The sequence below is a fragment of the Myxococcus sp. CA005 genome (genome assembly GCF_006518205.1).
Taxonomy (GTDB): domain Bacteria; phylum Myxococcota; class Myxococcia; order Myxococcales; family Myxococcaceae; genus Myxococcus; species Myxococcus xanthus.
This window is the reverse complement of the sequence record NZ_SRLV01000011.1, coordinates 117,997-144,927: the sequence shown is the minus strand read 5'-3', so window position 1 is coordinate 144,927 and position 26,931 is coordinate 117,997. Positions and strand designations below refer to the sequence as shown.

Sequence of the window (26,931 nt, the reverse complement as noted above, 5' to 3'; positions counted from 1 at the left end):
CAAGGAGAGTCCCTTGCAAACCCGCTCCCTGCTTCTAACCGCCATTCTCTTTGGCGGTTCGGCCGCCGTCGCCGCGACGCCCCCTCCCCTGACGACGGACACCGGATCCCCCGTGGGGACCAACCAGAACTCCAAGACGGCCGGCCCGCGTGGCGGCGTCCTCCTGGAGGACTTCCACCTCATCGAAAAGCTGGCGCGCTTTGACCGTGAGCGAATCCCCGAGCGCGTGGTCCACGCCCGCGGCACCGGCGCCTACGGCACCTTCGAGAGCTACGGCGACTTCTCCAAGCTGACGCGCGCATCCCTCTTCTCCGCCAAGGGCAAGAAGACGCCGATGTTCGTGCGCTTCTCCACGGTCATCCATCCGACGGGCTCGCCGGAGACGCTGCGCGATCCTCGCGGCTTCGCGCTCAAGTTCTACACGGACGAGGGCAACTGGGACCTGGTGGGCAACAACCTGCCCATCTTCTTCATCCGCGACGCCATCAAATTCCCGGACATGGTGCACTCGCTGAAGCCGTCGCCCATCACGAACAAGCAGGACCCGAACCGCTCCTTCGACTTCTTCTCGCACCTGCCCGAGTCGACGCACATGCTCACGCAGGTGTACTCGGACATCGGCATCCCGGCGAACTACCGCCAGATGAACGGGCACGGCGTGCACTCCTTCAAGTTCGTCAACGCGAAGGGCGAATACAAGTACGTGAAGTTCAACTGGAGCTCGCAGCAGGGCGTGAAGAGCCTCACCGCCGAGGACGCCGCCCGCGTCATCTCCGAGGACCACCAGCACGCCACCACGGACCTCTACGCCACCATTGGCGCGGGCAAGTTCCCCTCGTGGGAGCTGAGCGTGCAGGTGCTGGACCCCAAGGAGCTGGACAAGTTCAGCTTCGACCCGCTCGACGCGACGAAGATCTGGCCCGAGGCGCAGGTGCCGTCCATCAAGCTGGGCAAGTTCACGCTCAACAAGATGCCGGACAACTTCTTCGAGGAGACCGAGCAGGCGGCCTTCTCCCCTGGCGTGCAGCCGCCGGGCATCGAGCCCTCCGAGGACCGCCTCCTGCAGGGCCGCCTGTTCTCCTACGCCGACACCCAGCGCTACCGCATTGGCGCCAACTATCAGTCGCTGCCCATCAACCGGTCCCGCGCGACGGTGAGCAACAACAACCAGGCGGGCAGCATGAACTTCGCCAACACGAAGTCGGACGTGAACTACGAGCCCAGCGTCAGCCGTGAGACGCAGGACGCGCCGCAGTACCTCTTCTCCAACGCGCCGCTCAGGGGCACCACGCAGCAGGGCGGCATCGAGAAGACGGACAACTTCGCGCAGGCCGGCGCCTTCTATCTGGCGCTCGACGCGGGCGGGAAGGACCGCCTCATCAAGAACCTGGCCGCGGACCTGAATCAGGTGCGTGATGCCAAGGTGAAGGCCCGCATGGTGGGTCACTTCTTCATGGCCAACCCTGACTACGGCACCCGCCTTGCCAAGGCGGTCAACGTGAAGCTGGACGACGCCAAGGCCGCCGTGGCCACGCTCGCCGCCCGCTGATTCGTTCTTCTCCGGGCCCTGGCATGGCTGTCTCCGCCAGGGCCCGGCGCTTCCCGCCACTCCCCCTGGGAGAAGGCCGGGATGTGGCGGCGCCCAGCGACTCCCCCCTCTCGCCGCCCGTCGCATCCCGGTCTTCCCTCAGCGGGGGCAGGCCCCCTCTCTCTTCTGGAGTCCGCCATGATTCGCAAGCTGCTCTTGGGAACGCTGGGCCTGTTGATGCTGGGTGCCAGCGTGTTGACGGCCGCGTGGATGTCCCTGCGCGCCACGCCCGCGCCGCAAGGGCGTCTGCTGGCCACGAGCGAGGCGGAGCGCTACCTGCTGGCCGCCGCCCGTGCCGGAGAGACGGACATCGTCGCCGGGCTCGTCCAGGCGGGTACGCCGGTGGAGGCGCGGGATGCTCGCGGCTTCTCGCCGCTCATCCTCGCCGCGTACCACGGGCACGCGGACACGGTGCGCGCCCTGCTCTCCGCCGGCGCGGATGCGTGCGCGGGCGACAACAACGGCAACACCGCGCTCATGGGCGCGGCCTTCAAGGGCTATGCGGACATCGTCGGACTGATCAATCAGCAACCCTGCGCGGTGGACCAGAGCAACCGCTTCGGCCAGACAGCGCTGATGTTCGCGTCCCTGTTCGGCCGCAAGGAGGTGGTGGAGCAACTCCGGCAGCAGGGGGCCTCCCCTGACGTGCGCGATGGCAGCGGCCGCAGCGCCCAGGACTGGGCACGCACGCAGGAGCCGAACGCGCCCGTGCCCCAGGCGCCCACCGCGCCGGAGACGTCCGCCTCGGCGCGATGACACGAAGGTGCTGCTCCGCCCAGGATGAGGCAAGGAGGCCCCATCCCGGTGAAGACGCCGCTGGGCATCGGGCCAGACGGCTCGACGGCTAGACGTATCGCGTGCCGAAGAGCTGGAGCAACTGCGGCTCGGTGCGCAGCAAGTCCAGCGTCAGCGCGGCGTGGCCGGGCACGTACCCGTTGCCCACCACCATGGTGACATCCTTGCCCACGCCCTCGGCGCCCAGGGCCGCCGCGGTGAAGCTGGTGGCCATGGAGAAGAAGATGGCCGTGCCGCCGTCCTTCACCGACAGGATGGTGGCCATCTCCGTGTTGCCCACGCTGGCGCAGTTGACCACCAGGTCGCAGAGCTGACCGTCCGTCGCCTGGCTCACCGCTTCCATGACGTCCACGCCCTGAGTCGCGTCCACCTTCAGGGCCACGTCACACAGGCCAATGCCGGACAGCAGGTCCAGCGCGCCCTGCGACACATCGAGCGCCAGCAGCTTGCCCCGACTCTCCAGTTTGCGCCGCGCCTGCGCCAGACACAGCGCCCCGCTCTTGCCCGCGCCCAGCACCGCCACCGTCATGCCCGGCCGCACGTGCCGGGCCACCAGCGCGGGCGCGCCACACACGTCCAGCGCCGCGAGCGCCAACGTGTCCGGCATGTCCGTGGGCAGCTTCGCGTAGATGCCGCTGGCGAACAGGATCGCGTGTCCGCGGATGTCCACGCGGTCGATGTCCGCGTGCACCGCCTTCACCTCTTCGATGACCAGCGGCGTCAGCGTCAGGCTCACCAGCGTGGCGATGCGGTCGCCCACCTTGAGCAGCTCGCGCGCGGGGTGCCTGGCGCCCAGCTCCTTCACGCGGCCAATCAACATGCCGCCCGAGCCCGTCACGGGGTTCTGCATCTTCCCCCGCTCACGGACGATTTCCTGGATGCGCTCGCCAATGCGCTTCGCGTCGCCGCCCACCTCGCCCTTGATCTGCTTGAAGGACGCGGCGTCGATGTTGAGGCTCTCCACGTCGATGAGCAGCTCGGACTCGCGGCACGGCAGCGAAGGATCCAACTGCTTCGCGCGCTGGGGCAGCACGCCCTTCTCGCCAACGACGCGAGACAGCCCGTAGAGGTCGATGCTCATGTTCCCGTCTCCCTGAAGGTTGTCGGGCGCCCGGCCCCGCCACGGCGGGGCGCACCCAGGGAGGCGTCTACCCGCTCGGGCAGGGAAAAGGCCAGCGCCACGTCACGCGCGGTGGGCCGGGGCGTCCCCCAGCGGGCATCCCGACCACCGCGAGACAGGCCCTGGCCCCGTGCGTCAGTCCTGCGCCAGGTTCGGCACCAGGACGGACAGCGAGCGTGCGAAGCGGTACGACACACCGGAGTGGCCGTCCTCGAACTCCTCGTGGACGCGCTCGACGCCCGCGTTCTTGAAGTCCTCCGCGAGCATCCGCGTGCCCCAGCGGATGTTGAACTCGTCACGCGTCCCACAGTCCAGATACACCGTCTTCAGCTTCCGGAACGCGTCCATGAACTTGGGCACGAAGCGCACCGGGTCGTGCACCAGCCACCGGTTCCACACGTCGAGCCGCAGCCGGCCCGTGTTCGCGTCGAAGGGCAGCTCCACGTTGAGCGGCTCGCCCTTCTTCGGAGAATACGCGGCGGCCATCGCCAGAACGTTCACCACCGGGAAGTCGTCCCCGCGCATCTTCGTCTCACTCACGCGCGCCCGGAACTCGGCGTGCCACGCCTCCACGCCGCCGGCCTTCAGCAGCGCCGCCGCGGCCTTCGGGAGGTCCGGCAGGTAGCAGTATTCGAAGTAGGAATCCGCCGCGTGCGCGCCCACGTGGGAGAACAGTTCCGGGTGGTAGCGGCCCATCACCAGCGCGCCGTAGCCACCGGAGCTGTGCCCCACCACGGCGCGCGAGGCAGCCTTCGGCAGGGTGCGGTAGGTGCGGTCCACGAAGCCCACCACGTCCTTGGTCAGGTAGTCGCGGTACCGGCCAATGGCGTCGCTGTTCACCCACTGGCTGCCACCCAGCGACGTCCAGGCATCCGGGAAGACGCCGATGACGGGCGGAATCGCGCCGGACTCGACGAGGGCGTCCAGGCGCTGGGGGACGGTGGGCGCGAAGCCCGACGCGTTCGTCCACGAGCCGCCGCTGTTGCCGAAGGCATGCAGGAAGTAGACGACGGGGTAGCGTCTCTCATCCGCGCCGTAGCCCGGCGGCAGGTACACGGTGAGCTTGCGGCGAGCCGGGTCCCCCAGCGGGTTCGACTCCAGCGCGGGTGACAGCAGCTCACTCGACTCCAGCAATCCATTCATCCGTGCATTCCCTTCATCGGGCCCGCGGCTACGCGCGCGAACCGGGTTGCTTCCCCAGCACCTTCATCACCGCCTGGAGGTCCTCCCATGCCTTGCGCTTCTCCGCCGGGCTGCGAAGGAGGTACGCCGGGTGGAAGGTGGGCATCAGTTGGATGCCCTCGTAGGTGCGCCAGTTGCCACGCAGGCGGGTGATGGGCGTGCTGTCCCGCAGCAGCGTCTGCGCCGCGAACTTGCCCAGCGCCACCACCACCTTGGGCTGGATGGCGGCCAACTGCGCGCGCAGGAAAGGCTCACAGGCGGCAACCTCCTCCGGCTCCGGATTGCGGTTCCCCGGTGGCCGGCACTTCACGACGTTGCAGATGTAGACGTCGTCGCGGCGGTAGCCCATCGCGCCAATCATCTTCGTCAGCAGGTCGCCGGCCGCGCCGACGAAGGGCACGCCCTGCAGGTCCTCGTTCTCCCCCGGGCCCTCGCCCACGAACACCAGCTCCGCGCGGGGATTGCCCGAGCCGAACACGAGGTTCTTGCGCGTCGAGCACAGATTGCAGCGCTGGCAGTCGCCCAGCTCCCGGCGAATCTCATCCAACATCGGCCGCTCGCCGTTCGCCGCTCCAGGCAGAGCCCCAGCGGGCCGCGACGTGGGCGGCGGCGCATCCACACGCATCCCCGCGACCGGCGTTCGAGGCGCCGGAGGCTGGCCCTCAACGGCGCCGAGAGCCATCCCCCCAGGACGCATGGGAGGCGTGGACGGGGGCGGCACCCGGGCCGGCGCTGCGACACCGACTCCCGGCGGTGCCACTACACCAGCAGGAGTCGCCGGGCCCGGCCGCTCCGTGCCGATGGAACGGTGCTCCGGTGCCGGGCTTGCCAGCGGCGGACGGGGCAGCGGAGCCTCGGGGCGAGCAGGAGGCGCAGCGTCCACAGTTCCCTGTGTCCGGGCGAAGCGCGCGCGCAAGGAGGGAGCCGAGCGTTGGAGCTCGAGCGCCGCCTTGGCGTCAATCATCAGCACCCGGCCAGCGGCCTCCTCCTGCCAGAGGAGGTGGCGGCGCACATCGTCCAGCAGGGCGCTCAGGTCCTGCGAGGCCTCGGGCGTGTCATCAATCACGGTCCTGGATCGGTATCGGACGTGGCGCCCGTGCGCAAGGAAGCGGACGCCCAAGCCGGCTGTTCGCCTCCCGCCAGAGCAGTTCCAGGCCCACGCCCGGAGTCCTACCCCGCCCTGCCCCCAGTCATCCGCCCTGGAGGCACCCCGGACCCACGCTATCTTGCGCCCCGAACCCGGTGTCACGCAGCAAGGAGCCGCCATGGCGCACCAGAACCCGGATTACCGCCAGGACACGGAGGACCTGTTCACATCGGCCGCCTTCGTCATGGACCTGGGCATCCAGCCCGTGGACATCCGCCCCGGCGAGGTGGAGGCCCGGCTGGTGGTGCAGCCCCGACACCTGCAGCAGGACGGCGTCATCCACGCTGGTGTCCAGGCGACGCTGGCGGACCATACGGCGGGCGCGGCGGCCTTCTCCGTCGTTCGGAAGGGCCAGCGAGTGTTGTCCACCAGCATCACCGTCCACCTGCTCCAGACGGCGTCCGGTGAAGAACTGCGGTGCAAGGCCCGGGTGCTGCGCGCCGGCCGCCGGCTCATCGTCACGGAGTCCGAGGTCCACGCCGTCTCCGGCGGCACGCCCCGGCTCGTGTCGAAGACCACCGTCACCCTCGCAGTGATGGAGCCCCGCTAGGACGGAGACACGAGCAGCAGCTCGATGAGGGCCTGCGCCACCTCGCGCTTGCTGCCCTGGAGTTCATGCTGCGCGCCCGAACGCGTGAGCACCGTCACCCGGTTGGTGTCCGTTCCAAAGCCCGCGCCAGGGGCCGTCACGTCGTTGGCGACAATCGCGTCCAGCCCCTTGCGCTCCAGCTTGTCGCGCGCGTGCGCCACCACGCGCTCCGTTTCCGCCGCGAAGCCCACCAGCACCGGCCGCTTCGGCTGTCCCGCCACCTGGCGGGAGGCCTCCGCGAGCACGTCCGGCGTGCGCACGAGCGTCAGCGCCTCGGGCGACGTCGAAGCGCCCTTCTTCACCTTCTGCGGCGCGCGCGTCTCCGGGCGCCAGTCGCTGACCGCCGCAGTGGCGATGAACACATCCACCGTGCCCACCCGTGAGAGCACCTCGCGCGCCATGTCGTCCGCGCTCACCACGTCCACGATGTCCAAGCCGCCGCGCTCCACGGTGCCCACGGGACCAAGCACCACTGTCACCTCGGCGCCCAGGGTCCGGGCCGCGTGCGCGAGCGCCATGCCCATCTTCCCCGTGGAGGGATTGGAGATGAACCGCACCGGGTCCAGGAACTCGCGCGTGGGGCCCGCCGTCAGCAGCACCCGCTTCCCCGCCAGTGGGCCAGCGCCGAAACGCGCCGCGACCGCCTGGACGATGGCTGGAACGTCCGCCAGTCGCCCCTCCCCCACGTCACCACAGGCCAGCATCCCCGCGCCTGGGCCCACGCGCGAGAAGCGCGGATAGGCCAGCAGGGCCGCCAGGTTCTCCTGCGTCAGGGGGTTGTCCCACATGGCCACGTTCATCGCCGGCGCCAGCACCACCGGCCCCCGGAAGGCAAGCAGCGACGTCGTCACGGCGTCGTTCCCCATGCCCGCGCGGATGCGCGCCAGCAGGTCCGCGGTGGCCGGCGCCACGACGAACACCTCGGCCCAGCGCGCAAGGTCCAGGTGGCCGAAGTTCCCCTCCTGGGCAGGGTCGAAATAGTCCGTGAGCACAGGGTGCCCGCTGAGCGCCTGGAAGGTGAGCGGGGTGACGAACTGGCGCGCGGACTCCGTCATGGCCACCCGCACCTCGGCGCCTGCACGCGACAGTTCCCGCACCAGCTCGCAGGCCTTGTACGCCGCGATGCCGCCACCCACGCCAACGACCACCCGGCGGCCTTTCAGAGTCGTCACGTCCATGCGGCTTCCTAATGCGCGGGGAGGCGGGCTCGCAACCGTCCCGGCAGGGCCTCAGTGGGCCATCATCACGACGTCACTGCTCGAAGGCACATCCACGACGCGGACCTCCGGTCCGCCTGGGGTCTCCACGTGGAAGTTGCCCCACACCAGCGTGTACCGCCCGGGCCGCAGGCCGCTCAAGCGGACCTGCTCCGACCGGGGCTGGTACACGAGCTGCGCCCAGCGCGAGCGCATCAACGCCACCGCCGGAGGATTGCCCACCGCCCCCAGCTCTCCCGCGACGACCCACAGCGCCCGGCCCCGCTCCGGCTTCACCTGGACGGCCAGCGACGCGGTGCCCGGCGCCGGGCCCAGGTCCAGCGACATCTCCGAGCCGCCAACCTGCACCACCAGCGCCGGCTCGCCAGAGAACTCCCGGTTCGCGCCCAGCGCGAAGCGGTAGTTGCCCGGGGAGATCTCCACGCTGTAGCCGCCATCCGGCCCGGTGACGATGGTGAGCGGTTCGCTGCGGTCCGCGTTGACGGCCTCGACCTCGAAGCCCGCCGCGGGGCTCCCGTCCGGGCGATATACCCGGCCACTCAGGCGCGTGGCCTGCCGCAGCTTGAGCTCCACCGGCCCCCGCGCGCCCCGCTCCAACGACTGGGTAGCGCTCAGCCGCCCCTTGCGCGCCGTGAGCGAGTAACGCGTCACATAGGGCGGGCTGGCCACCGTGAAGGTGCCGTCCTGCCCGGAGAGCACGGAGTCGTCACAGACGTCGCACGACACCACGGCATCTGGCACCGGCCCGCCGCCCTCGTCGACGACGCGGCCCGACACACCCGGCAGCTTCTCCAGCACCAGGTCTCCCAGGTCGGACGACGCCGGGCGATCCACCATCAGCGGCTCGTAGCCCGACGCGTCCACCGACGCGATGACGCGGTCGCCCGCTGTGGGCAACGGCAGCTCGAAGCGGCCATCCGGTGCATTCACATCGTGCTCGTCCACGCGAAAGCGGCGCACCGGCGCACCGTCATCGCCCATGACGCGCCCGCGATAGACGTCGCGCTTCTTGAGCACCACTCGCACCGGTGGGCCACCCGCCTTGCCCTCGGCGCGCTCGACCTGGTCATAGCCCGGGTGCCTCACCTCCAAGCGGTAGCCCCGGTCCGGCCGCAGCGCGCGGAACTCGAAACGGCCGCTCGCGTCGGACTGCACGGGCTCCGCGCCACGGGGCACCACCACCAACATGGCGCCCGCTACCGGCGCGTTCTGCCCGTCCACCACCTCGCCACTGAGCGGCGCTCCGGGCTTCAGCTCCGCCTCCAGCTTCAGCGTCTGCCCATCCGTCAGCGTCACCTCCCGGCGCTCCGACGGCTGATAGTCGGGATGGGACGCCATCATCGAATACGTGCCCGCGGGCATCCCGCGCATCGGGACCATCCCATCCGAGCCGGACGGCCGGTCACTCCGGAAGATGCCTTGCTGCTCAACCCACAGCACCACGTCCGCGCCTTCCACGCGGCGACCCTCGGCGGAGACTGTCACTTCCAACGACGCGCGAGGCTCCAGCGCCAGTTGCACGTCGGTGGCCGGCGCAGTCACCTTCAGCTGGCCACCACCCCACTCCGAGTGGTGCGCATGGAGCTCGTAGAGCCCCGGCGTGGGCACCTGCGCGATGAAGCGCCCTTCCGCGTCCGCCAGCGTCGACGCGCCCGTGGGCTGCACCAACACGGACACGCCCGGCGCGGGCCGGCCATAGACATCCAGCACCTGCCCGCTGATGACGGTGGCGCGCTCCATCTCCAGTTCGAGCGCCGTCTCCCCTGGCGTCACCTTCGCGGGCAGCTGCGCATCACGGAAGCCCTCGGCCTGCCCGGTCAGCACGTAGTTGCCCACGGCCAGGGGGCCCAGCGTCACCAACGCGCCGGTGCCCCCGCGCTCCTGCCGGACAACCTCCCCCGTCGGCATGCGCAACAGTAGCTCCGGTTGCGGCACGGGCTGTCCATCTTCATCCACCACCGTGACGAGCAGGCTCCCCGCCTCCTCCAGCGCCAGCGTCACCTGGGTGACGCGCTCGTCCAGCGTCAAGACGCGGGGCACGGACGCCAGGCCCTTGGCCTCCGCGGTCACCACCAATTGGTCCGGATACAAGCCGGTGAAGCGCACCGGAGTGCCGTCCGTGCGCAGCTCCCGCGACAGGTGGTCCGCGCGCAGCCGCACCAGCGCGGCCGCGGGGGAACCGTTTCGGGTGACGCGGACCTCCAGGGTGCGCGCGGGCGTCAGCTTCAGGCGCACGGGCTGTGGTCCCGCCTCCACCTGGGCCCCCACCGCGGGCAGGTACCCCTCCGCCGTGGCCAGCACATAGAAAGGCCCTTCGCCCAGGCCCGTCAGGGTGAAGCGGCCATCCGCTCCGCTCGTGGACTCGAAGGCCAGCGGCGCCCGCCGCGACACTCCGTGCACGTGAGCCCCGGCCAAGGGCCGGCCGGCATCGTCCACCACCTGCCCCACCAGGGTGCGCAGCGGCGGCAGGTACAGCTCCACCGGGTCTCCAGGCGCGGCCCGTTCGCGGAGCGCGACGCCCAGCCCTGGCGCGCGGGCCCACACGGAGAAGGACACGCCAGCCAGTTGCTCGAAGCGGAAGCGCCCTTCCGCGTCCGTGCTGACCGTGGCCCGCGGCGTCAGGAAGCCCTGCTGTTGCTCGAAAAACGCCAGCGTGTGCAGCGCCGTCTCACGCGCCGAGCAGGACAGGAGCGCCTGGCCACACACATCACAATGAACGCCCAGGAGCGTCCGCTCCGCGCTGGCGGCCAGGAACACCTCCGCGCCCGCGACGGGGCGACCCGAGGCGTCCAGCACACGTCCCGTGAGCGCCAGCCCCTCGCCCGCGGAGGCCACGTCCACGGCGGCGAACTCCGGCAGGGCCTTGCCAGTGGAGGCGTGCGTGTCGCGAGCGGCGGGCCCCGTCTCCGTGCCGGGCCACAGCCACACCACCCCTGCCGTGAGCAGGGTCGCCATCACGCCTATGACAATCCAGTTGCGCATGCGCAGACGGCGCGGACGTTAGCCCGGAGCCGGGCGCGGAACGGCCGATTCCCCCTGAAAATTCCGGACGCGTCCTTTCCCGAACGCATGGGCGAGCCTCGCCTACAGCTTGTCTTCGAGGTCATCCAGGCGCTTCTCGACCCGCTCGAAACGCTCCTGGGTCGAATCCGCCATGGAAGTCAGCAGCCGGGCCATGCGGCCCGCATGGGCCTCCATCCGGCTCATGCGTCCCGACACGGAACGCAGCCCGACGATCATGGACTCCACGGTCGACATCATCGTCTCCATGTTGCCCATCATGGAGTCCATGTTCGACTGCATGGCCGCCATGTTCGACCGCATGGTCGCCATGCCGGCTCGCATGGACTCCATGCCCATCGCCATGCCTTCGATGTCCCCCTGCGTCGCCCTCAGCTCATGGCGCAGCTCAACCACCTCGCCCAGGAACTTCACCACCACGTCGCCGCCCACCGCCCTCGCCATGCGTCGCCCTCCGACAACGGAACGGCGCGAACGTACCTGGGACGTCTGACGTGCTTGGGATTCCGGACGAAGCTGCTTCGGTCGACGAGGGGCCATGACGCGTCCTCCTACTCCTCGGCGAACGGAGCAATCGCCTGGGCCACGGCCAGTTCCTGCCGTGCCTCGCTGAGCTCCGAGTTGGTGGCGCGAAGCCGGTCGCTGAGCACCTGGACGAAGCTCCAGAGCATCTTCACCGCGAGGATGGACTCGCGCTTCATCAGGCCCATCAGGTCCGGCCGCGAGATGACCATGGTGCGCGTGGGCTCCGTCGCTCGCACCGTCGCTGAACGCGGCGCGTTGTCGATGAGCCCCATCTCTCCGAAGTGGCCACCCGCGCGCAGCTCGGCGATCTCCACGCCGTTCTTCTCGATGGCCACCCGGCCCCGGATGACGACGAAGAGCTCCTCGCCCGGCTGCCCCTCCACCACGATTTCGCGCCCCGCGGGATACGTGCGCGTGGTCGCGATGGACAGCACCGCCGTCTGTTCCTTGTAGGTGAGGTGACGGAAGAGCGGAATCTTGCGCAGCGCCTCCATGCGCGACTGCGCTTCGCTCGACTCCTCGCTGACGCTGGAGCCTTCGCCCGCGACCTTCACCACCACCGCGGTGATGTTGTCCTTGCCACCGCGCTCGTTGGCGACGTCGATGAAGCGCTTGGGCAGGTCCGCGGGCGCGATGCCGGCGATGAGCGGAAGGACCTCCTCGTCCTCGACATAGCCGTGCAGGCCGTCCGAGCAGAGGATGAACATGTCCCCGGGCACCAGGTCCACGATGAGCGTGTCGACCTGGACGGACTCCTGGATGCCCACCGCGCGGGTAATCACGTTGCGGTACTGCGAGTTGGCGGCCTGGTCCTTGGTAATCGTGCCGGCCTTGAGCTGCGCGGCGACCAGCGTGTGGTCCTCCGTCAGCCGGTGACACTGGCCATGCCGCACCAGGTAGACACGGCTGTCACCCACATGGCCGATGACGCCTTTGTTGCCGCCTACCGCGAGGCACACGAACGTCGTGCCCATGCCGCGCTTGGTCGCGTCCGACATCGCCGTCCGGTAGATGTCCGCGCACGCGCGCTGGACGGCCACCTCGACGAGCGCCGCCGCCGCGGAGCGGCTGTCCGGCGTCGGGTTGATGCCCAGGTCCTTCAACAGATGGCGGTTGGCGGAGATGTGCTGCTTGACGACCTCCGTGGCCCGGTTGCTCGCGACCTCGCCGGCCGCGTGACCGCCCATGCCGTCAGCCACCACGTAGAGACCGAGTGCCGCATCCACCAGCATCGCGTCTTCGTTGTGCTGCCGCCTGCGGCCGACGTCGGTCAGTCCAAAAGCTTCTGTGGTCAAGGCCACCGCGAACACTCCCGTGTGTGACAGAGGGCGACTCCGCACGTTACGCAGGCCCACGAAGACGTGGCAAGGCTCAGGGAGCCATCCTCACGGCAAGCATCCGCATAAAACCGCTGGTCGTGTAGAAGCCGACCTCCACCTGGCCGAAGCGCAACCGCGCTCCATCCGCCACCGGAACGGCCTTCCGGGGCACGAGGCGGACGCCCCCCGCCCAGGAGCCATTCTTGGACCCGGCATCCGTCAGCAGGAAGCCCGCATGGCCTTCCTCCTGGCTGAACCAGGCGTGGAACCGGGACACGCTCCCGTCGTCCAGGACCACGTCGTTATTGCCCGTCCGCCCCACGGTGATGCCCCGCCCGAAGGCGTTCGTCCGCGATTTCACGACGGGAAACACCAAGGGCCCGCTGGCCCCCAGCGTGGGGTTCCCCGCGTTCGTCACCGTCTTCAGACGGTACTCCTCCCCGTCCCCGCCGCTGTCTTCCTCCGTCGCTGGAGTGAAGACGAGCAGCGCGGCTGGCAGGTTCCGCTCGAAGACTTCTCGGTTGCGGAGGTATCGCGACACATGGGCGCTGAGCGGCTCGGGCATACGCGGCGTGCGAACAGGGTGCTCGCAAGCCACACTCTACGCAAAGCCTAGCGCCAATCCACGAACAACCCGACCATCGGGCCACCTACGAAGAAGCGGCCAAGGCTGCGGCGCTTGTAGCCAAATGCCTCGGCATACCCCACAGCGAGCCCACCGGCGATGTCCCCGAACTGATAGCCCAGGTGGACGCGGCCCTCGATGAGGCCCGCCACGCGCCGGTCCTTCTCCAGCCCACCGTCGAAGTCCGCGCCGTAGAAGACGGGACCGCCGGTGACCTGGAAGCCCCAGTGCACCTGGCCGGGCAGGTGGTTCCGGTAACCCACACCCACCTGCGGGCTGTGCTGGTAGAATGAGCGCACCGCGTTCTGCGGCTTGCCCTCCTCGGCATCGGGGAACGCGAGCCCCCACGAGAGACTGCCCTCCAGTAGCAAGGCGAAGGCGTCCTTGCGGTCCTGGTAGAAGGTGAACTGCCACTGCACCTTCGTCTGGGAGGCCACCAGCCCATCCTGGGCGCTGACACCCAGGAGCACGCCGCGAGGCGCCCAGGCGGGCGTCGGAGAGCGGTGCTCCGGAGGCCGCCGCGCCTCCTGCGCGCCCGCGGAAGAGGCCAGACCAAGAACACCAACCAGCAGAACGGGGAGCTTGCGGAGCATGGGAGCCTCTTCCCGCCATGGCGCGGCCCGCTTGTCAACGGACTGTTCGTTTGGTTATGACACGCCTTTGTTACCTTCGGATGGGCCCAGGCCGGGGATGTCCTCCCGGAACCGCTCGCCGCGGGGCACAAGGAGCTGAACCCCGCATGCCAGTCGTGACAGTCCGGGCCGGAAACAAACAGCGCCCGGGAAGGTTCGACGTACTCGTCCGCAAGACCACGGAGAAGGTCTCCGACCTGCTGGAGGAGAGTGACCGGGTGCTCGTGGTCTACGAGCAGGGCTGCGCGAGCCTCTACTACGAGCGCGAAGGCGACGTGCCCCACCCGCCCGCGGTGAACCGCCCTTCCTGAGCGGGGTTCGCTGGCGGTCCTTCGCTACACCGCGCGCCGCCGCAGGGGCATCGTAAGGCACCGAACGCTGCCGTTGCCCCGCTCCAGCGCCTCGATGTCGACGCTCGCCACCTCGATGCCGGCCTCCTTCGCCAGAGGACGAAGGCCCACCGAGGCGCTCTCCGAGGCGAGAATCAGGTTGGGCCCCACGTAGATGAAGTTCGACATGAAGCCGCTCTCCCCTTTCGGCTCGAAGGGGATGACGCGGCAGCCCCGCTGGGCGAAGTAGCCGTCAAAGGGCTCCCAGTGCGGCGCCACGCCCTGTGCGAACACCTGGATGGGCGTGTGGCGAAGAAAGGCCCGCGCCACCACGGCCCGCGGCCCAAGCACGTTGAAGGCCAGATCCAGGTGGATGATGCCCAGGCTCTCCGGGATGCGGACGACGGCGGCCTCGCGGAAGCCCGAACGCCACGCCAGCTCCAGGAAGGGTTGAAGCGCCCGCGCGTCGCTGCGCAGCCCCACGTTGACCAGCAACCGCTCCGCGTCGAGCACGAAGACGTCCCCGAACTCGATGCGCGCGGACGTCGGGACTTCGTCGCTCGACAGCTCCGGCTGGAGCTGCGACAGCGCGCGGTGCGCCACGTCGAACTCCGCCAGCCGCACGGGGAAGGCCGCCGTGCCCGTCACGAGCTGACGCCCGAGCACCGCCGCGGTGTCGCGGACAAACACCCGGTTCACCGTGGTGTCGCTCACCGCGCGCTCGCGCTCCGGTAGCAACTCCCACAGGTCAATCGTCTGGCAACCGAGGCGCGTCAGCGTGTCCCGCAGCCGGCCAAAGGCGTCCTCCGCCTCACTGCGAGTGACAGGCCGCATGAAGCCAACCGCCGCCGCCTCCTCCGCACTGGTGACGTCCAGCGCCGCGGGCCGGAACACCGCCACGCACTCCAACTGGCCTGATTCGGACCAGCACTCGAACTCGCTGAACGCCATCTGCAAGCACCTGTCGTCACAGCAGTGAGTCAGCCCGGACTCCTGGCGCCGAGACCCCACCTGGAAAGCGCCAACCCCTGCCGGAGCGCTGGCACCAGAAATTTACCTCAGAACCCCGTCAAGACTAGTCGGATTCAAAACGATTTCATAATAATCCAGATCTGCAGGATTACACTTTAGGTCCGTGATTTTCCATGAAGTCATCCTTCGGTGTCTCACAGGCCCCTGTGGATTCCCCTCTGGTCTCCGGTGTGTCTGGAGACCGCACGCGCGATGAAATCGCGGCGTGGCTTCGGGCCTACGTCGCCGAGTCCGCCGAACTCACGCCCGAAGAGGTCGACCCCCAGGAACCCTTCGTTCGCTACGGGCTGACGTCGAAGGACGCGGTGTTCTTGTCGGGTGAGTTGGCGGACTGGCTGGGCCGCGACGTGTCGCCCACCATCCTCTGGGAGCACGCCACCATCGACGCGCTCAGCCAGGCGCTCGGCCGTGGCACCGAGCCCGTGACGCATGCGCCCGCGACGCCCGTCACCGAGGCCGCGCAGGACGAAGCCATCGCGGTGGTCTCGCTGGGGTGCCGCTTCCCGGGAGCCCCGACGCCAGAGGCATTCTGGGCGCTGCTCCAGCGCGGCGGGGATGCCATCACCGAAGTCCCCGCGGACCGTTGGGATGCGGCGAGCCTCTACGCGCCGGACCCGTCCACGCCCGCGACGATGAACACGCGATGGGGTGGCTTCCTCGAAGACGTCGGCGCGTTCGACCCGCTCTTCTTCGGCATCTCGCCTCGCGAAGCCGTGCGGATGGATCCACAGCAACGCCTGCTCCTGGAAGTCGCGTGGGAGGCGCTGGAGCGCGCGGGACAGGCACCGCAGGGACTCCAGGGCAGTCGCACGGGCGTCTTCGTCGGCATCAGCACCAGCGACTACGCGCAGCGACAGTTCGGCGACCGCTCCTTGTTGGATGCGTACGCGGGCACTGGCAACGCGCACAGCATCGCGGCCAACCGGCTGTCGTACGTGTTGGGCTTGCGCGGTCCGAGCATGGCCGTGGACACCGCGTGCTCATCGTCGCTCGTCGCGGTGCACCTGGCCTGTCAGAGCCTCCGCGGCCGCGAGTGCGACCTGGCGATGGCGGGCGGCGTCAACCTCATCCTGTCGCCCGAGCTCACCATCGCCTTCTCGCAGGCGGGGATGATGGCGGCGGATGGACGCTGCAAGACGTTCGACGCGTCGGCCGATGGTTACGTGCGCTCGGAGGGCTGCGGCATCGTCGTCCTTCAGCGCCTGTCGGACGCGCTGGCCTCGGGCGCGCCCATCCTGGCCGTCATCCGCGGCTCGGCCGTGAATCATGACGGGCTCAGCAACGGGCTCACCGCGCCCAGCGGCGCCGCGCAGCAGGACGTCATCCAGCAAGCCCTCCGTCAGGCCCGCCTGTCGCCAGAACAGATTGGCTACATCGAAGCCCACGGCACGGGGACGCCGCTGGGCGACCCGATTGAACTAGCGGCACTGCGCGCCGTGCTGTCTCCGGGGAGGTCGGCGGAGCAGCGCTGCTTCATCGGCTCAGCGAAGAGCAACATCGGCCACCTGGAAGCGGCGGCTGGCATCGCGGGGCTGATGAAGTCGGTGCTGGCCCTGGGGCACGGCGAGATTCCGCCGCAGGTCCACCTGCGCGTACTCAACCCGCACATCGCCTTGGATGCGACCCGATTTCCGATTCCCACGCGCCCCGAGCCGTGGCCCCAAGCGCCCGGCGCGCGCATCGCGGGAGTCAGCGCCTTCGGCTTCGGTGGAACCAACGCCCACGTCATCCTGAGCGAGCCTCCGCCGCGCCCCGCGGATGCACCTCGCGTCCCCGAGCGCGACAGCCACGTCCTGACGCTGTCGGCCCGGAGCGATGCGGCCCTGCGGAACATGGCCCGGCAGTACCAGGAGCACCTCCTACGGCCGAACGCCCCCGCGCTGGCGGATGTCTGCTTTACCGCGAACACCGGCCGCAATGCGTGGCCGCATCGGCTCGCGCTCACCGCGAACTCCCATGCGGAGATGGCGTCGCGGCTCGAGTCCTTCGCCCAAGGGCACGCCGTTCCCAGGCTGCATCAGGGCGAGGTGCAGCGTGGCGCCGCGCCGCGAATCGTCTTCCTGTATCCCGGCCAGGGCACCCAGTACCCCGGCATGGGCCGACAACTGTTCGACAGCACCCCCGTCTTCCGTGAAGCCCTGGAGCGCTACGACGCGATTCTCCGTCCACACCTGGATGTCCCGCTGCTGTCGGTGCTGTTTCCGACGACGGACGCCACCGCGCAGCTCATCCACCAGACGCGCTACACCCAGCCGGCACTGTTCGCGCTGGGCCATGCCCTGACGGAGCTGTGGCGTTCGTGGGGCGTGGTGCCCGACGCCGTCATGGGCCACAGCGTGGGCGAATTCACGGCCGCGCACGCGGCGGGCGCGCTCGGGCTGGAGGAGGCGTTGGCCCTGCTGGCCACGCGCAGCCGGCTCATCCAGGCACTGCCCCAGAACGGCGCCATGGCGGCTGTCCTGACGGATGAAGCCACGGTGCGCATGGCACTGGAGGACGAGCCCCTGGTGGACGTCGCCGCCATCAACGGGCCAAGGCACGTCGTCATCTCTGGTGAGCGTGAAGCGGTCCAGCGCATCACCGCGGCGCTACAGGCGCAAGGTGTCGAGTCGCGACCGCTCACCGTCTCCCACGCGTTCCACTCGCCGCTGCTGGAGCCGATGCTCGATGGCTTCGAGCAGGTAGCCCGCGTCCTGCCCGCCCACGCGCCGCGCCTCCCGCTCATCTCGAACCTCACGGGCGAGCGCATGTCCCAGGCCCCCGACGCCGCCTACTGGCGACGGCACGCGCGCGCTCCTGTCCAGTTCTTCAAGAGCCTCCAGACGCTGACACAGGCCGGCCCCGCGCTGTTCATCGAGCTGGGCCCGCACGACACGCTGCTCGGCATGGCGAAGCGCTGCGTTCCCGAGGGCGCGAGCCTGTGGCTCCCCAGCCTGCGGCGTCAGCAGGATGCCTGGGAGACGCTGCTCGACAGCCTCGGTGCACTGCACACGCGCGGCGTCACCGTCCCCTGGCGCGCAGTGGACGCGGACCGTCCGCGACGGCGTGTCCCGCTGCCCACCTATCCCTTCGAGCGCCAGAGGTACTTGCTGGACTCCGCGCTCCCCTCCCCTGCCCATAGGCCGACGATGATGACCCAGACCTCTGCCGCAGCGCCCGTCGTGTCACGCAAGGAGCGCATCCTCACCGAGCTCCGCGCGGTCGTCGCCTTGCTGCTCCAGGCCCCTCCCGAGAAGCTCGACCCGCGCATGTCCTTCCTGGAGATGGGCGCCGACTCCCTCGTGTTGCTGGACGCCATCCGCAATGTGGAGAAGCGCTTCGGCGTGAAGCTGGCCATCCGTCAGCTCTTCGAGGAACTGACGACGCTGGACGCACTGGCGAGCCACCTCGACCAGACACTGCCCGCGAGCTTCGCGCTGAGTTCCGCGCCAGCCGCGACGAGCGTTCCCGCGCCGCTCCCCATGAGCACGCCTCCCGCCGCCGCGAACGCGCTCTCCGCGCCGCCGGGAAGCGCCGTCGAGCAGCTCATCCAGCAGCAGTTGCAGCTCATGGCGCAGCAGCTCGCGCTCCTGGGCGGACGTCCCTCTGCGCCGCTGCAGCTTCCCGTCGCGGCGCAGGAAGCTCCCGTCCCCAAGGCAGTTCCCACGAACACCGCGAAGGCAGGAGGCGCGTCACCCTTTGGCGCGGGACCCAAGTCCGGCACGCCCGAGCGAGAACTCCCCGCGGTACAGCAGCGTCACCTGGACGCGCTCATCGCGAAGTACACCACGCGCACGAAGCGCTCGAAGGAAGCAGCCGTCCGCTACCGGTCGAAGTGGAGCGACGTGCGGTGGCTGATGAACTTCCGCGCCGAGCTGAAGGAGGTCTGCTACCCCATCGTCAGCGTGCGTTCGAAGGGCTCGCGGGTCTGGGACGCGGACGGCAACGAGTACATCGACTTCTCCATGGGCTTCGGGGTGCACCTGTTCGGTCACAACCCGCCCTTCATCATGGAGGCGCTGCAACAACGTCTGGCGGAGGGCATGGAGTTGGGCCCCCAATCGGACCTGGGCGGGCAAGCCGCGGAACTGCTCTGCGAGCTGACCGGGATGAAGCGCGTCACCTTCTGCAACTCCGGCACGGAGGCGGTGATGACGGCGCTCCGGCTGGCGCGCGCCGCGACGGGCCGCACGAAAATCGTGATGTTCACCGGCTCCTACCACGGCCACTCCGACGGCACGCTGGTGGTGGGACGCATGGTCAACGGTGAGCCCCAGTCGCTGCCCATGGCGGCGGGCGTGTCTCCCAAGGTCGTCGAGGACGTCCTCGTGTTGCCCTACGGTGAGGACCGCACGCTGGAGCTCATCCGCGAGCACCTTCACGAACTGGCGGGCGTCCTCGTCGAACCCGTGCAGAGCCGCCGTCCCAATCTCCAGCCACGGGCCTTCCTCCAGGCGTTGCGGACGATGACGCGTGAAGCAGGAGTGCCCCTCATCTTCGACGAGGTCATCACTGGCTTCCGGCTCCATCCGGGTGGCGCTCAGGCGTGGTACGGCATCGAGGCGGACCTGGTCACCTACGGCAAGGTGCTCGGTGGCGGCATGGCCATTGGCGCCGTCGCGGACCGCGGCGGATTCGTGGACCGCATCGACGGAGGCGACTGGAACTACGGTGACGCGTCGTACCCCGCTGTCGAGACGACCTTCTCCGCGGGAACGTTCTGCAAGCACCCGCTGACCATGGCGACCACGGTGGCCACGCTGAGCCACCTCAAGGCCCAGGGGCCCGCGCTCCAGGAGAATCTGAGCCGCCGCGCCGCAGGGCTGGTCGCTCGGCTCAACGACATCTTCCAGCGCGAGCAGGCGCCCATCGAGGCGGTCCACGGCGGCTCCGTGCTGCGCTTCTCCGCCGCGGGCAACACCAGCTACCTGTACCAGTCGCTGGAGATGGACCTGTTCTTCTGCCACCTCATCCAGCGCGGCATCTACATCTGGGAGGGGCGCACGTGCATGCTCTCCACCGCGCACTCGGACGAGGACCTCGACACCATCGTCCGCGCCATCACCGAGACGGTGGCGGACATGCGCGCGGGCGGATTCTGGCCACGCACCACACCGCCCGATCCCACCCGTGTGGAAGCGCGCACGCTGCCGATGACGGAGGCGCAGCGGCAACTGTGGGTGCTCGCCCAGATGAACGCCGGCGGCTCCATCTCCTACAACCTGTCGATGAGCCTGCGGCTCGAAGGCGTGCTCCAGCCCGAGGTGCTCCAACGTGCCATCCAGCACGTCGTCGACCGGCATGAAGCCCTGCGCATCCACATCCACGAGTCCGGCGAGCAGCAGACCGCGGCCGCTTCGCTGGCGCTTTCCCTGGCGCTGCACGACCTCTCCCCCCTGCCCGCGCCGGAGCAGGCCGAGCGCCTCTCCGCCTGGTACGAGCAGGAGAACAACACGCCGTTCGACCTGCACCGCGGTGCGCCCTTCCGCGCCAACCTGCTGAAGCTGGGTGCACAGGAGCATGTCTTCGTCCTCACCGCGCACCACGTCGCGGTGGACGGCTGGTCGCTGGGTGTCATCGTCCGCGAGATTGCCGCGCGATACACCGAGCTCCGAGCAGGCAAGAGCACCCCGCCTCCACCCGCGATGCAGTGGGGCGAGTACGTGCAGTGGCTCCAGCAGCAGGCCGGAACCAAGGAGCAGACGGCCCACGAGCGCTTCTGGCTGAGCCGGCGCGTGGAGACGCTGCCCGCGCTGGAGCTGCCCATCGACCATGGCCGCCCCGCGCACCGCAGCTATCGGGGTGCCCGGGAGACGCTGCGACTGGACCGCGCCACCACCCAGTCCCTGCGGGAGGCGGCGGCGCAGCAGCAGTCCACGCTCTTCATGCTGCTGCTCTCCGTCTACACCACGTTCCTCCACCGCCTTACGGGCCAGGATGACGTCCTGGTGGGCATCCCCACCGCGGGCCGGGGAATGGAGGGCAGCGAGGGGCTGGTGGGCTACTGCTCGCACCTGCTGCCCATCGCCAGCCACGTTCAGGGCGAGCAGACGTTCTCCGAATACGTCCAGGGTCTCAAACAAGTGCTCTGGGAGGCGTATGAGCACCAGGACTATCCCTTCGCCCTGCTCATCAAGCGCCTGGGACTGCCGCGCAGCACGAGCCACACCCCGCTCGTCAGCGTCACGTTCAACCTGGAGCGCCCCCTGGGGAACCTCCAGATGGACGGCCTTCGCACCCACTTCGTCCCGCAGCCCGTGCGCTACGCCGCCTTCGACCTGAGCCTGAACGTCATCGACGCCGAGGACGGACTCGTCCTCGACTTCGACTACAATACCGACCTGTTCGAAGCGGCGACGCTGGCCCGCTGGGCACAGGGCTTCCGCACGCTGCTGTCAGGAACGCTCGCGCAGCCGGAAGCTCGCGTCGCCGACCTGCCGATGCTCACCCCGGCCGAGCGCCGCAAGGTCCTGGTGGCGTGGAACCAGAACCAGTTGGGCTACCGGGAGGACCTCCTCACTCACCAACTCATCGAACAGCAGGCCGCCGCGAGGCCCGGCGTGCACGCGGTGGAGCTGGACGGCCAGTGCATCACCTACGCCGACTTCAACCGGCGCGCGAACCAGCTCGCGCACCACCTGCGCGGCCTGGGGGTCGGACCGGGCGTGCTGGTGGGCGCCTTCATCGACCGCTCGCCGGAGATGCTGGTGACGTTGCTGGCCATCCTCAAGGCCGGTGGCGCCTACGTGCCGCTGGACCCCGCGCACCCCGTGGAGCGGCTGCGCTTCCTGCTGGACGACGCGCGCGCGGCCGTGCTGGTGACGAAGCAGTCCCTCGCGGAGCGGCTGCCCGCGCACACCGCGAAGGTCGTCCACCTGGACACCGACGCCGTCACGCTGGCGTCTCGCCCCACGGAGAACCCGCCCAACACCGCGACGGCCACGTCGCCCGCCTACGTCATCTACACGTCCGGCTCCACGGGTGAGCCCAAGGGCGTCGTCATCAGCCACGGCCAGATGGCGGTGCACTTCCAGGACATGCAGCTCCACTTCGAGCTGACCGAGCGCGACCGCGTGTTGCAGTTCGCCTCGTTCAACTTCGACGCGTCCCTGGAGCAGATTCTCCCGACGTTCATGACGGGCGCCACGCTGGTCCTGCGCGGCAACCAGGTCTGGACGCCCGAGGAGCTGGCCCGCCGCGTCGTTGAACAGCGGCTGTCGGTGATGAACTTCCCCACGGCGTACTGGCAGCAGCTCACGCAGAGCTGGGCCGAATCGCCGCCAACCATCGGTGCCCATGACTTGCGGCTGGTCATCATCGGCGGCGACACCGTGCTGCCCAAGGTGCTGGAGCTGTGGCAGCACGGCCCGCTGGGCAACGTGCGCACGCTCAATGCCTACGGCCCCACTGAGACGCTCATCACCGCGACCACGTTCGCCATCCCCAAGGGCTGGAGCGCAACGCGCGTCCCCATCGGCCGGCCGCTGTCGAACCGCCCCTGCTACGTGCTGGACCGGCATGGCGCGCCCGTGCCCATCGGTGTGGCGGGCGAGCTGCACATCGGCGGCCCGCTGGTAGCGGCGGGTTACCTCAACCGCCCGGAGCTCACCGCGCAGCGCTTCGTCCCGGACCCGTTCAGCGACGACCCGGCGGCGCGCCTCTACCGAACCGGAGACCTGGTCCGCTACCGGCCTGACGGCACGCTCGAGTTCCTGGGACGCAGTGACCACCAGGTGAAGGTGCGCGGCTTCCGAATCGAGCTGGGAGAAATCGAGTCCGCGCTGAGCGCGCACGAGCACGTCCAGGAAGTGGTCGTCATGGTCCGAGAGGAGCCGGGCGCACTGGCCGGACATGACAAGCGACTGGTGGCCTACGTGGTGCCCTCCGCGCAGGGCAGCGTGACACCCGCCGCGCTCCGCCAGTTCCTGCTGGAGAAGCTGCCGGACTACATGGTCCCCGCCTTCTTCGTCCTCATGGAGGCCATGCCTCTGACGGCCAGTGGGAAGCTGGACCGCAAGGCGCTGCCCGCGCCCGACCCGGAGGCCAGCGCGCCCACGCGCCCCTTCGTCGCACCGCGCACGCCCACCGAGCAGACGCTGGCGGAGGTGTGGATGAAGGCCCTGCGTCTGCCTCGCGTGGGCATCCACGACGACTTCTTCGAACTGGGCGGTGACTCGCTGCTGGCCACGCAGGTGGCCTCGCGACTGCGGGACGCGCTCAAGGTGGAGCTGCCCCTGGAGCGGCTCTTCAAGCAGACGACCATCGCCGGGCTCGCGGAGCACGTGGACACCGTCCTGTGGGCGGCGCGTGCGGCCGAGGACACCAGCGTCAGCGGCGCGAGCCGTGAAGAGGGGGAGCTGTGAACACGATCGACGGACTGTTGACCCGGTTGCGCCAGCACGACGTACGGCTGTGGATGGAAGGCGAGCGCCTGCGCTTCAACGCCCCTCCGGGCGTGATGACGCCCGACCTGCTCGGAGAGATGAAGTCCCGCAAGGAGGAGCTGGTCTCCTTCCTCCAGCAGGTGGGCCAGTCACTCCAGGGCGCCGCGGACCTCATCCCCGCCGGCCCTCGCGATGGAGCGCTGCCGCTGTCGTCCGGCCAGCAGCGCATGTGGTTCCTGGAGCAGTTCCAGGGGCCCAGCGGCGCGTACAACATGCCCGCGGCGCTGCGGCTCGAAGGCGCCCTGGACATCGCCGCGCTTCAGCGGAGCCTGGACGAAATCGTCCGCCGTCACGAGGTGCTGCGCACGAGCTATGGGCAGCATCAGGGCAAGCCCTTCCAGCGCGTCTTGCCGCCTGCGTCCGTGACGATGCCCGAGGTGGACCTCCAGCACCTCCCCGCCGACGCGCGTCAGGCCGAGGTCCGGCGGCGGGCGACGGAGGAGGCCAGCCGGCCCTTCGACCTGTCACGAGACCTGCCCCTGCGGCTGTCCCTGCTGCGATTGGACCCACGCGAGCACGTGCTGCTGCTCACGCTCCACCACGTCGCTTGCGACGGTTGGTCCCTGGGCGTCCTCATCCGCGAACTGGCGGCGCTCTACCGCGCGTTCAGCACGGGCGAGCCCTCTCCGCTTCCCGAACCCACCCTTCAGTACGGTGACTTCGCGCGCTGGCAGCAGGAGCGCACCACTCGTGGCGACCTCCAGCCGCACCTCTCCTGGTGGCGCGACCATCTGGCCGGCGCCCCTGCGCTGCTGGAGCTGCCCACCGACCGGCCGCGCCCCGCGAACCAGCGCTTCCACGGTGCGACCCATCGCTTCACCGTGCCGGCGGAGCTGACCGCCCGGCTCAAGCAGCGGAGCCGCGAGGCAGAGGCCACGCTGTTCATGACGCTGCTGTCCGCGTTCGGCGTGCTCCTGTCCCGTGGCAGCCGGCAGGAGGACCTCGTCATCGGCACGCCCATCGCCAACCGGGTGCCCCAGACGGAGCCCCTCATCGGCCTCTTCGTCAACTCACTGCCGCTGCGGCTCCAGGTGGACGGCGCGCGTCCGTTCTCCGAGCTGCTGGCCCGCGTGCGTCAGGACACGCTGAGCGCCTACGCGCATCAGACGCTGCCCTTCGAGCAACTGGTCGAAGCACTCCAGCCCGCGCGTGACCCGAGTTACTCCCCGCTGTTCCAGGTGCTGTTCACGCTCCAGAACACGCCGTCCGAGGTCCTCTCGCTGTCCGGCCTCACGCTGGAGCAATTGGAGTTCGAGAGCGGCACCACGCAGTTCGACCTCTCCCTGTCGATGGCGGAGACGGCGCAGGGGCTGGTGAGCGAGCTGAACTACAACACCGACCTGTTCGATGCGGCCACCGTCGAGCGGATGTCTGGCTACTTTCTCACGCTGCTCGCGGCCATCGCGGAGGACCCCACCCGGTCCGTGAGCGACCTGCCCCTGCTGACCGGGCCCGAGCGCCTGCGACTGCTGCGGGAGTGGAATGACACCGCGCTCGACCTGCCCCTGCCCGGCAGCCTCCACGGCCTCTTCGAACGGCAGGCCGCGCGCCGTCCAGACGCCACCGCCGTGCGCTTCGAGTCGCGCGCCCTGACCTACCGGGAGCTGGATGAACAGGCGAACCGGGTGGCGAACCACCTGCGCCAGCTCGGCGTGGAGCCGGGGCACCGCGTGGGCATCTTCCTGGAGCGCTCGGTGGAGCTGCTCGTGGGTTTGCTCGGCATCCTGAAGGCGGGCGCGGCGTATGTGCCGTTGGACCCGCTGTATCCGCCGGACCGGCTGGTGCACATCCTGGATGACAGCGGTGTCTCACTGCTACTGACGGAGCCGGAGCTGGCCGCACAGGTCCCCGCCTATCGTGGCAAGCGCATGGTGCTGGCCGAGGCCACCGGCGCTCCCACGACGCCGCCCCAGGTGATGCTCGCGGGCACGAACCTGGCCTACGTGCTCTACACGTCCGGCTCCACGGGTCGCCCGAAGGGCGTGGCCGTGCCGCACGCCGCGGTCGTCAACTTCATGGCGTCCATGCAGCGGGCGCCTGGGATGACCGACCAGGACACGCTGTTCGCCGTGACGACGGTGGCCTTCGACATCTCCGTGCTGGAGCTCTTCCTGCCCCTGAGCGTGGGCGGCAGCGTCGTCATCGCCAGTAGCGAAACGGCCGTGGATGGCACCCGGCTGATGCGGGCGCTGGTGGAGAGTGGCGCCACGGTGATGCAGGCAACGCCTTCCACGTGGCGGATGCTGCTGACGCTGGGGTGGAAAGGCAGCCCCACGCTGAAGCTCCTCTGCGGTGGAGAGGCGATTCCCTCCGAACTCGTCGAGCCACTGTGCTCGCGCGGCGCATCCCTGTGGAACATGTACGGCCCCACGGAGACGACCATCTGGTCCACCACCACGCGCATGGAGCCGGGACGCCGCATCACCCTGGGCCGTCCCATTGGCAACACGCAGGTGTACGTGCTGGACGCGGCCATGCAGCCGGTGCCCATGGGCGTGACGGGCGCGCTGTACATCGGCGGGCACGGCGTGGCGCAGGGCTACCTCCACCGTCCGGACCTGACGGCGGAGCGCTTCGTGCCGGATCCCTTCGGACAGGAGCCGGGCGGGCGGCTCTACGCCACGGGTGACCTGATCCGCGCGCTGCCAGACGGCACGCTGGAGTACCTGGGCCGCGGCGATGGACAGGTGAAGCTGCGCGGCTATCGCATCGAGCTGGGAGAGATTGAAGCCCGGCTGGCGCAGGTGCCTGGCGTCCTGGAAGCCGCTGTGAAGCTGTGGGACGTGTCGGGCCACGCGGAGCTGGTCGCCTACGTGCGCCCCGGCACCAAGCCCGCCCCCGAGGCGCTGACAATCCGCCAGCACCTGGCTTCTCACCTGCCGGCGTACATGCTGCCGAGCCACTTCGTGACGCTGGAGTCCTTCCCTCGGACGGCCAACGGCAAGCTGGACCGCAAGTCGCTCCCCGCGCCGTCGGCAAACCAGCGCGCCTCGGCAGCCTACGAGGCGCCGCGCACGCCCATGGAAGTCCAGCTCGCTGCCATCTGGCGCGACGTCCTCGCGGTGGAGCAGGTCGGCGCGCGTGACAACTTCTTCGACCTGGGAGGCCAATCGATGAAGGCCGTCCAGGTGGTGGCGCGCATCCAGGAGTCCTGCAAGGTGGACGTGTCACTCCGCGTCCTCTTCGAGCACCCCACGCTGGACGCCTTGGCGAAGCACCTGGAGACACTCCAGCAGCCCGGTGCGCCCGCCGCGCCTCCGCCGTTGGTGGCCCGACCCCGGCAGGCCCGCCGGGTCCAGGCCGCGACGCGCGCCGAGCTGAACCTCCCCGACTCGACTTCTTCGAAGAAGGAGTAGCGCCACGGGTCCACGCCACGACTGGCGTGGC

The 26,931-nt window shown here is 69.5% G+C and carries 16 protein-coding genes; 6 read left to right on the top strand and 10 right to left on the bottom strand.

Annotated elements, in window-relative coordinates; all coding sequences use genetic code 11:
• Window positions 1-13: 13 nt before the first annotated feature.
• Entirely contained in the window at window positions 14-1,549 is a 1,536-nt protein-coding gene (locus FMQ63_RS07315) for a catalase (protein WP_011554390.1), read from the top strand.
• A gap of 177 nt (window positions 1,550-1,726) precedes the next feature.
• Window positions 1,727-2,344: an ankyrin repeat domain-containing protein gene (locus FMQ63_RS07310; protein WP_011554391.1), complete on the top strand. Its 618-nt coding sequence runs from the start codon at window positions 1,727-1,729 to the stop codon at window positions 2,342-2,344.
• Between the two features lie 88 nt (window positions 2,345-2,432).
• On the opposite strand, the gene FMQ63_RS07305 is transcribed toward FMQ63_RS07310, so the two are convergent.
• The 3 genes from FMQ63_RS07305 to FMQ63_RS37785 all read right to left on the bottom strand — a co-directional run bounded on the left by FMQ63_RS07305 (window position 2,433) and on the right by FMQ63_RS37785 (window position 5,751).
• Entirely contained in the window at window positions 2,433-3,464 is a 1,032-nt protein-coding gene (locus FMQ63_RS07305) for a hypothetical protein (RefSeq protein ID WP_011554392.1), read from the bottom strand.
• Between the two features lie 174 nt (window positions 3,465-3,638).
• Complete coding sequence (locus FMQ63_RS07300; RefSeq protein ID WP_011554393.1) at window positions 3,639-4,646, bottom strand: esterase family protein; 1,008 nt, start codon at window positions 4,644-4,646, stop codon at window positions 3,639-3,641.
• Window positions 4,647-4,674: 28 nt separating this feature from the next.
• Window positions 4,675-5,751 carry a uracil-DNA glycosylase family protein gene (locus FMQ63_RS37785; protein ID WP_225909334.1) on the bottom strand — a complete coding sequence of 359 codons (1,077 nt, stop codon included), beginning with the start codon at window positions 5,749-5,751 and terminating at the stop codon, window positions 4,675-4,677.
• 199 nt (window positions 5,752-5,950) lie between these two features.
• Between FMQ63_RS37785 and FMQ63_RS07290 the strand changes: the two genes are divergently transcribed.
• Window positions 5,951-6,382: a PaaI family thioesterase gene (locus FMQ63_RS07290; RefSeq protein ID WP_011554395.1), complete on the top strand. Its 432-nt coding sequence runs from the start codon at window positions 5,951-5,953 to the stop codon at window positions 6,380-6,382.
• Here FMQ63_RS07290 and coaBC read toward each other — a convergent pair.
• The 6 genes from coaBC to FMQ63_RS07260 form a co-directional block, all read right to left on the bottom strand.
• Window positions 6,379-7,599 (bottom strand): bifunctional phosphopantothenoylcysteine decarboxylase/phosphopantothenate--cysteine ligase CoaBC, encoded by a 1,221-nt coding sequence (gene coaBC, locus FMQ63_RS07285; RefSeq protein WP_011554396.1) that lies wholly within the window; start codon window positions 7,597-7,599, stop codon window positions 6,379-6,381. The two genes, FMQ63_RS07290 and coaBC, sit on opposite strands and share 4 nt — an antisense overlap.
• 51 nt (window positions 7,600-7,650) lie before the next feature.
• Window positions 7,651-10,620, bottom strand: a complete 2,970-nt coding sequence (locus FMQ63_RS07280) for a carboxypeptidase regulatory-like domain-containing protein (protein ID WP_011554397.1) — start codon at window positions 10,618-10,620, stop codon at window positions 7,651-7,653.
• Between the two features lie 102 nt (window positions 10,621-10,722).
• Window positions 10,723-11,103 carry a hypothetical protein gene (locus tag FMQ63_RS07275; protein ID WP_020478363.1) on the bottom strand — a complete coding sequence of 127 codons (381 nt, stop codon included), beginning with the start codon at window positions 11,101-11,103 and terminating at the stop codon, window positions 10,723-10,725.
• A gap of 107 nt (window positions 11,104-11,210) precedes the next feature.
• Window positions 11,211-12,494, bottom strand: coding sequence for a Stp1/IreP family PP2C-type Ser/Thr phosphatase (locus FMQ63_RS07270; RefSeq protein ID WP_020478362.1), 1,284 nt, complete (start codon window positions 12,492-12,494; stop codon window positions 11,211-11,213).
• 61 nt (window positions 12,495-12,555) lie between these two features.
• Entirely contained in the window at window positions 12,556-13,068 is a 513-nt protein-coding gene (locus FMQ63_RS07265) for an FHA domain-containing protein (protein ID WP_171452182.1), read from the bottom strand.
• 47 nt (window positions 13,069-13,115) lie between these two features.
• Entirely contained in the window at window positions 13,116-13,721 is a 606-nt protein-coding gene (locus tag FMQ63_RS07260) for a hypothetical protein (RefSeq protein WP_011554401.1), read from the bottom strand.
• Window positions 13,722-13,867: 146 nt separating this feature from the next.
• Between FMQ63_RS07260 and FMQ63_RS07255 the strand changes: the two genes are divergently transcribed.
• Window positions 13,868-14,071 (top strand): hypothetical protein, encoded by a 204-nt coding sequence (locus FMQ63_RS07255; protein WP_020478361.1) that lies wholly within the window; start codon window positions 13,868-13,870, stop codon window positions 14,069-14,071.
• Between the two features lie 24 nt (window positions 14,072-14,095).
• On the opposite strand, the gene FMQ63_RS07250 is transcribed toward FMQ63_RS07255, so the two are convergent.
• Window positions 14,096-15,040 (bottom strand): arginine deiminase family protein, encoded by a 945-nt coding sequence (locus FMQ63_RS07250; RefSeq protein ID WP_011554402.1) that lies wholly within the window; start codon window positions 15,038-15,040, stop codon window positions 14,096-14,098.
• A gap of 227 nt (window positions 15,041-15,267) precedes the next feature.
• Between FMQ63_RS07250 and FMQ63_RS07245 the strand changes: the two genes are divergently transcribed.
• Entirely contained in the window at window positions 15,268-23,463 is an 8,196-nt protein-coding gene (locus FMQ63_RS07245) for a non-ribosomal peptide synthetase/type I polyketide synthase (protein ID WP_228556374.1), read from the top strand.
• Entirely contained in the window at window positions 23,460-26,900 is a 3,441-nt protein-coding gene (locus FMQ63_RS07240; RefSeq protein WP_020478359.1) for a non-ribosomal peptide synthetase, read from the top strand. Before FMQ63_RS07245 ends, FMQ63_RS07240 begins: the two co-directional genes overlap by 4 nt.
• The last annotated feature ends 31 nt before the right edge of the window (window positions 26,901-26,931 follow it).